Genomic DNA, 6349 nt, shown 5'->3' with positions numbered 1-6349 from the left:
AAAATGTAATTTACCCTTAACTGCGAAAGAACAAGTAAATCTAATTGTTACGGAAATGGGAGTAATGGAGGTAACAAAAGAGGGAATAGTCTTAAAAGAGATAAATCCTCAATATACCATAGAACAGGTTCAAGCCTTAACGGAAGCAGAATTAATTATAGCAGAAAAGCTAGAAACTATGAAAATTTAATGTTAATTGAAATAATTATAAAAAGTGCAGAGAATCATGTGATGGCTATAAATGCACTGCTCGAGGAATTCCATAAGAATAATAAATAAAAATAGATTAAAAAACAAAAAGCTTTAAATAATCCCACAGGATTATTTAAAGCTTTTTTTACAGTATTTGTATTGACATTATAGAAAAAATAAAAAAATCCACTTTTGATACTAATAAATTAAGCTTTTATAATTGGCGGTAAAGGAGTAAATTATTATATTTTATTATAATGAATATATGTATAACTATGTTAATAATTTTAAATGATTAAATATTATTATCATAATAAAGGAGAAGTTAATGATTAAAAGAAGTAGTGGTATTTTAATGCATATTACATCCCTGCCAAATCCATATGGAATTGGAACTTTAGGAAAAGAAGCGTATGATTTTGTAGATTTTTTATATAAAGCAGGGCAAGAATATTGGCAAATACTACCTATAGGACCTACAGGCTACGGTGATTCTCCTTATCAATCCTGTTCAGCTTTTGCAGGAAATCCATATTTTATTGATTTACCTTTGCTTATGGAAATGGGATTGTTGAGAAATAAATATTACAAAAGTACAGATTTTGGTGAGGATTGTACCAAAGTAGACTACCATAAGATATTTCATAAAAAGATGCCTATTTTAAAAGAGGCTTTCAAAAATAGTAAAGGTAAATATGAAAGTAGGATAAAAAAGTTCAGAGAAGAGAACAAAATATGGATAGAGGACTATGCTTTATATATGGGCATAAAAGAGAAATTTAACTTGAAGCCTTGTCAGGAATGGGATGAAAAAATTAAGTTAAGAGATGAAGAAGTTTTAAAAAAATTAAGAGAAGATTTAAACGAAGAAGTAGATTGCTGGATATTTTTACAATATATTTTCTTTAAACAATGGATGGATTTAAAAAGCTATGCAAATAATAAAGGAATAAAGATTATAGGAGATATACCGATTTACGTGGCAAAAGACAGCGCTGATACTTGGGCAAACAGTGAGGTGTTTGTTTTAGATAAAAATAAAAATCCCACTGTTATATCTGGATGCCCACCTGATGCTTTTTCAGCTGCAGGACAATTATGGGGAAACCCTATATATAGGTGGGACTATTTAGATAAGGTAGGATATGGTTGGTGGATAGAAAGAATCAAAGCAAGCAGCAGAATATATGATATTACAAGAATAGATCATTTTAGAGGATTTGAGTCTTACTGGGAAGTGCCCGCTGGAGAAGATACTGCAATAAATGGAAGATGGGTTAAAGGACCAGGAATGAAATTATTCAATAAGATTAAAGAAGAATTAGGAGAAATTGAAATAATAGCTGAGGATTTAGGTTTTTTAACTAAGGAAGTTATTGATTTTAGAATTGCCTCTGGATATCCTGGAATGAAGGTATTAGAATTTGCCTTTGATACTAGAGAAGAAAGCGACCATTTGCCACATAATTATGATAAAAATTGCGTGGTGTATACTGGAACTCATGATAATGCTACTGTAGATAGCTGGATTCAAAATGCAAATGAAAAAGAGCGAGAGTTTGCTGTAAAATATCTAAAACTAACTAAGAAAGAAGGCTACAACTGGGGATTTATAAGAGGAGCATTAAGTTCAGTTGCAAAGCTTGCGGTAATACAAATGCAAGACTATTTAGGTCTTTCAAATGAAGCTAGAATGAATATTCCATCAACTATAGGCGGTAACTGGCAGTGGAGGATTAGAAAAGAGCACTTAACAGATGAATTAGCTGAAAATATTTATAACATTACCAAATTATATGGAAGGTAGGAATTTATAATTTGGAAAGCCATTTTCTTAGTAGCTAATCTCTAGTCGCTAGGTTGTTGCAATAAGAACTGGTTTTTATAACACATGGCACTTTAGCGATTAGCTACTTGAGACTAGTGATTTCTTTTTTAAGTTGCGTCGCAACTTTCTTAAATTATGATTAATAGAAGCTTTAAGAATATTGTAAATTAGTATAGTTAAATATTTAGTAATACTTTTGAAATTTCATAAAGTCTTTTATCAGATATACCAAGTTTTTTCATAAATCTTTCATCATTAATTCTCCCAATAATTATCTTGTCTGGAGATAATTTATTAATAACGTTTTTTATCTTATTAATAGATTCCTCTGTGTCATTATAGCACTTGATAATTGTTACTTCTAAAATAAATTTGCCTTTATATTGTTTATTAAATAAAATCATATTGGAAATATATTCTTCTAGTGTATATCCTTCAATTGGTCTTTGGATTTTTTGAAAATCTTCTTCTGAAATCGCTTTTATCTCTCCAATAACTTCAGCACACTTATTGGCTATTTGTATATATTTATCTCTACCCAATATGTAGCCATTAGATAGCAACCTTACTGGTATTCCCTTGCTTTTAATCAGGTCTATAATATCACCAATTTTGTTATTTACAAGGGCTTCACCCTTTGAATTAATGAAAACTAATTCTACTTTATTATTTTCTATCATACTTTCTAATTCAATTAATGAATTATCTATTTCATCAAATGATTGTGGTGTATCCACCTTATTATATGACCTTCCAATAGGGCAGAATATGCAGTCAAAATTACAATGCTTTTCAGGCAGTATGTTTACTTCCAGTACCCTTTTGCCATCCTCAATATAAATATCTTTATAACTAAAACCACCCATTCCTTTATCCTCCTAAAATTACTCTATTACTAGTTTCTTATTATTAATGACAAACTTTTTCACTACAATACTTCCTAGATTAAAATAATTAAAAATAAAAAAAGCCTATAGAAATATTATTCAATATCTCCCAGGCTTTTATCCTTCCGTGTACACAGTCAACTGTGCGTTTTCTCTCGGACCTGCCAACTATAAATTGCGGAACCCTAGAAAACTAAAAAATATATTTTTGTGATTTATAAGATAAAATATATATGAATTTTAGCATAACAAAGCATTTAAATCAACACAATATTATTTATTCGCATTCAAAACATATTCCTCTTATTAGATTAGAATACTAATGATATAACAAATGAAATAAAGATATTATTAATATAATAACAAAACTTACAAAAATTTCATAGTGTAACAAATACGATTTTATGTAACTTACTTTATTAGCAAATATATTGTATAATTTCAGTATAAAAACTATTAAGTAATCGTTAAAAAGCATAATTATTTAGAAGAAAGAGGGGAAATATGTGGGAAAACAGTTTAGTAGATTTCAATACAATGCACCAGTAACCTTAACCTATGCTTTTATATCTCTAGCAGTTTTGGTAATGGGAATTGCTACGAAAGGTATAACAACTCAATTATTGTTTTCTAATTATAGGACATCATTTTTAGATCCCCTTCAATATATAAGATTGTTTACTCATGTCATTGGCCATGCAAACTGGGAGCATTATAGCGGAAATTTTTTGATTATTTTATTACTTGGACCTATGCTTGAAGAAAAGTATGGTTCAAAGAATGTTTTCCAGATGATATTAATAACTGCCTTTATTACAGGTATATTAAATATGCTATTATTTGATACTGCACTTTTAGGAGCCAGTGGAATTGTTTTTATGATGATTTTATTAAGTTCTTTTGCTAATGCAGAAGATGGTAGAATACCATTGACTTTAATAATTGTGGCCATAATATTTATTGGAAAAGAAGTCGTAAACGGAATGTTTATAGAAGATAACATATCACAAATTACTCATATAATTGGAGGCTTGTGCGGAGGAGTTTTTGGTTATTGGAAAAATAAACGCAGGATATATGATAATTCCAGTATATAGTAACTCAACATACTTATACTTAATGTACCAATGCAATAATTTAATAAAGTAAATAGTTTAGGGAATAATAATTAACGAAAATACTAAATCAGTTTTTAATTTAGGAGGGACACAAATGAAACTATTGCGTTGGCTTGGTGGAATTGTTCTTTTCTTCTGGGCATTGGGCTTGATTTTTAGAATCGGAGGAAGATTTATACACCTTCTATTAATTATTGGAGTTATAGCATTTATTTATGATTTATTATTTAACAGAAAAAATGTAGATAAAACATGAAGATAAAGGATAAAGAACTGTTGGTTAAATCTTGCCAACAGTTCTTTGAATTTAAAAGAGAGGGTTAAAGATTAATTAATAATGGGTAGAAATATAAATTATAATGTAATATTATTAAATAAGAAAAAATTTTACTTTAAAGGGGAATAACGAACATGGCTAGCAATGAAATAAAAATATTACTAATGGAAGAAGAACTTGTAGAATTTAAGGAATGTATGAAGTATCAATATGGTGAGAATTATATGGAGAATCCAGAAGTAGTAGCAAGAATTGAAGTTATGGAAAACATGATAAAGATTTTAAAGGAAAAGAATAATGAAAGGTAAAATAGCTTTTAAAGAGATAGCCCAAAAAGGTTTTTTCTCTTTTCAATGGTCAATTTTTATCCTAGCTGCAAGTATTGTAGGTCCTTTATCTGTGGGAGCTGCTTTTAATCTTAATCAAGTAGAAACTGCAGCTTTAATGCAAAGGTCATTTTTTGTTATGGGATTAGGCACCCTAATTCAGGTGTATTTTGGTCATAAGCTTCTGATACCAGAAGGACCAGCAGGTCTATGGTGGGGAGTTTTCCTCATATTTGCTGGCTTATCTTCTACCATGAACATAGATAAATATAGTACTTTAAGAAGCTTAGAAATGGGCTTAATGTTTGGAGGAGTATTATTCATAATGCTGGCAATATCAGGTCTTATGAATAAAATTAAAAAAATTTTTACTCCTCTTGTTACGGGAACCTATCTTTTGTTACTTATAGCTCAATTAAGTGGATCCTTTATTAAGGGTATTTTGGGAATTGGATATTTGAGAGCAGATGTAGACCCAAAGGTTGCTGTACTTGCAATTATTACTCTTATAATAACCGCCATTTTTTCTAAAAGCAAAAATTCTAATTTAAGAAGTTTTTCTATATTATATGGAATATTTATTGGATGGATTTTATTTTATATATTTGGAGTTACCAAAGAAACCTCTTATGAAGCTGTTGATTTATTTTCAATACCAAAAATATTAGCATTTGGAGTACCTGAATTTCAATTTAGTGTAGTTCTTGTATCCTTAATTACTGCCTTATTGTTATTGTCCAACCTTATTGCCAGTGTGGAAATTATAAAAAAGGTAATTAATGATAAGGAAGAAGCTAATTTCAACCGTTCAGGGTTTATAATGGGGATAAATCATATTATTGCAGGAATGTTTTCTACTGTAGGTTTTGTTCCTGTATCCTCTTCAGCAGCTTTTATAGAAACTACGGGAATTAAAGGAAAAAGACCTTTTATATTAGGAAGCTTTATAATTTTATTAATGAGCTTTTTTCCTATAATAACAATATTTTTTGCTTCACTTCCTGTACCTGTAGGCTATGCCACAGTGTTTATTGCTTTTGCTAATTTGATTGGGTTATCAATTAAAGAATACATGTCGGCTGGATTAGACGAAAATAATTTATTTATAATAAGTGTATCTTTATTTATAGGAATGGGAAGCATGTTTATACCTTCTGCAGCTTTGAAAAGTTTACCAAGTTTTCTATTATCCATCTTAAATAATGGACTTATACTTGGGGTTTTAGCTTGCATATTTATTGAACAAGCCTTAAATAAAAAAACTAAGAATAATTAATGAATAAATGCAAAGTCTATAGTTATGGGTAAAAGATTTATAATTTATGGATTTGCAGGATTATGTATGGAAGTGTTTTTTGTTGGGTTTTTATCTTTGCTAAAGGGAGATTTTAACATGGTGGGACATACATCCATATGGATGTTCCCTGTGTATGGTTCAGCCGTTTTATTAGAGTATGTCCATGAGTATCTAAGGCCCTTTAGTATTATTGTAAGAGGAGGTATATATACTTTACTAATCTTTATGGCTGAATTTTTTAGTGGATGGATATTCCAGAACGTTTTAGGGGTATATCCATGGGATTATACTGGCAGTCCATTTTCCGTATATGGGTTAATAAGATTAGACTATGCTCCTGCTTGGTTTTTAGTTGGACTAATTTTTGAAAAATTGCATGACAGATTAATTAGTGCAGAATTATTAAGAGACTAAATTTTAGTCT

The 6349-nt window shown here is 29.5% G+C and carries 7 protein-coding genes, 1 pseudogene and 1 riboswitch; of the genes and pseudogenes, 7 read left to right on the top strand and 1 reads right to left on the bottom strand.

The features are described 5' to 3' along the window. Positions 1–190, top strand: a pseudogene (locus tag CLHOM_RS17160) (succinyl-CoA--3-ketoacid-CoA transferase); the annotation flags it as partial. A 330-nt stretch (positions 191–520) separates the two neighbouring features. Beyond that, on the top strand, positions 521–1999 hold the full coding sequence (gene malQ, locus CLHOM_RS17155; RefSeq protein ID WP_052222904.1) for a 4-alpha-glucanotransferase: 1479 nt from the start codon (positions 521–523) through the stop codon (positions 1997–1999). A 197-nt stretch (positions 2000–2196) separates the two neighbouring features. On the opposite strand, the gene CLHOM_RS17150 is transcribed toward malQ, so the two are convergent. Then, positions 2197–2886, bottom strand: coding sequence for a radical SAM protein (locus CLHOM_RS17150; RefSeq protein ID WP_052222903.1), 690 nt, complete (start codon positions 2884–2886; stop codon positions 2197–2199). 125 nt (positions 2887–3011) lie between these two features. Then, positions 3012–3107: riboswitch (guanidine-I (ykkC/yxkD leader) on the bottom strand. Between the two features lie 306 nt (positions 3108–3413). On the opposite strand from CLHOM_RS17150, the gene CLHOM_RS17145 reads away from it, so the two are divergent. The 5 genes from CLHOM_RS17145 to CLHOM_RS17135 all read left to right on the top strand — a co-directional run bounded on the left by CLHOM_RS17145 (position 3414) and on the right by CLHOM_RS17135 (position 6339). Beyond that, positions 3414–4004 carry a rhomboid family intramembrane serine protease gene (locus CLHOM_RS17145; RefSeq protein ID WP_052222902.1) on the top strand — a complete coding sequence of 197 codons (591 nt, stop codon included), beginning with the start codon at positions 3414–3416 and terminating at the stop codon, positions 4002–4004. A 115-nt stretch (positions 4005–4119) separates the two neighbouring features. Continuing rightward, the gene (locus CLHOM_RS18240; protein WP_139205588.1) at positions 4120–4281 is read left to right on the top strand and encodes a lmo0937 family membrane protein; all 162 of its coding nucleotides are present in this window, start codon (positions 4120–4122) and stop codon (positions 4279–4281) included. Between the two features lie 155 nt (positions 4282–4436). After that, positions 4437–4610, top strand: a complete 174-nt coding sequence (locus CLHOM_RS18600; protein WP_175478635.1) for a hypothetical protein — start codon at positions 4437–4439, stop codon at positions 4608–4610. Then, positions 4600–5904 carry a purine/pyrimidine permease gene (locus CLHOM_RS17140; RefSeq protein WP_052222901.1) on the top strand — a complete coding sequence of 435 codons (1305 nt, stop codon included), beginning with the start codon at positions 4600–4602 and terminating at the stop codon, positions 5902–5904. Before CLHOM_RS18600 ends, CLHOM_RS17140 begins: the two co-directional genes overlap by 11 nt. A gap of 24 nt (positions 5905–5928) precedes the next feature. Continuing rightward, on the top strand, positions 5929–6339 hold the full coding sequence (locus CLHOM_RS17135; protein WP_052222900.1) for a putative ABC transporter permease: 411 nt from the start codon (positions 5929–5931) through the stop codon (positions 6337–6339). Positions 6340–6349: the final 10 nt, after the last annotated feature.

This window comes from Clostridium homopropionicum DSM 5847 (assembly GCF_001263795.1).
Taxonomy (GTDB): Bacteria; Bacillota; Clostridia; order Clostridiales; family Clostridiaceae; genus Clostridium_H; species Clostridium_H homopropionicum.
The sequence above is the reverse complement of the archived record's forward strand: the minus strand, read 5'-3'. Positions and strand labels throughout refer to the sequence as shown.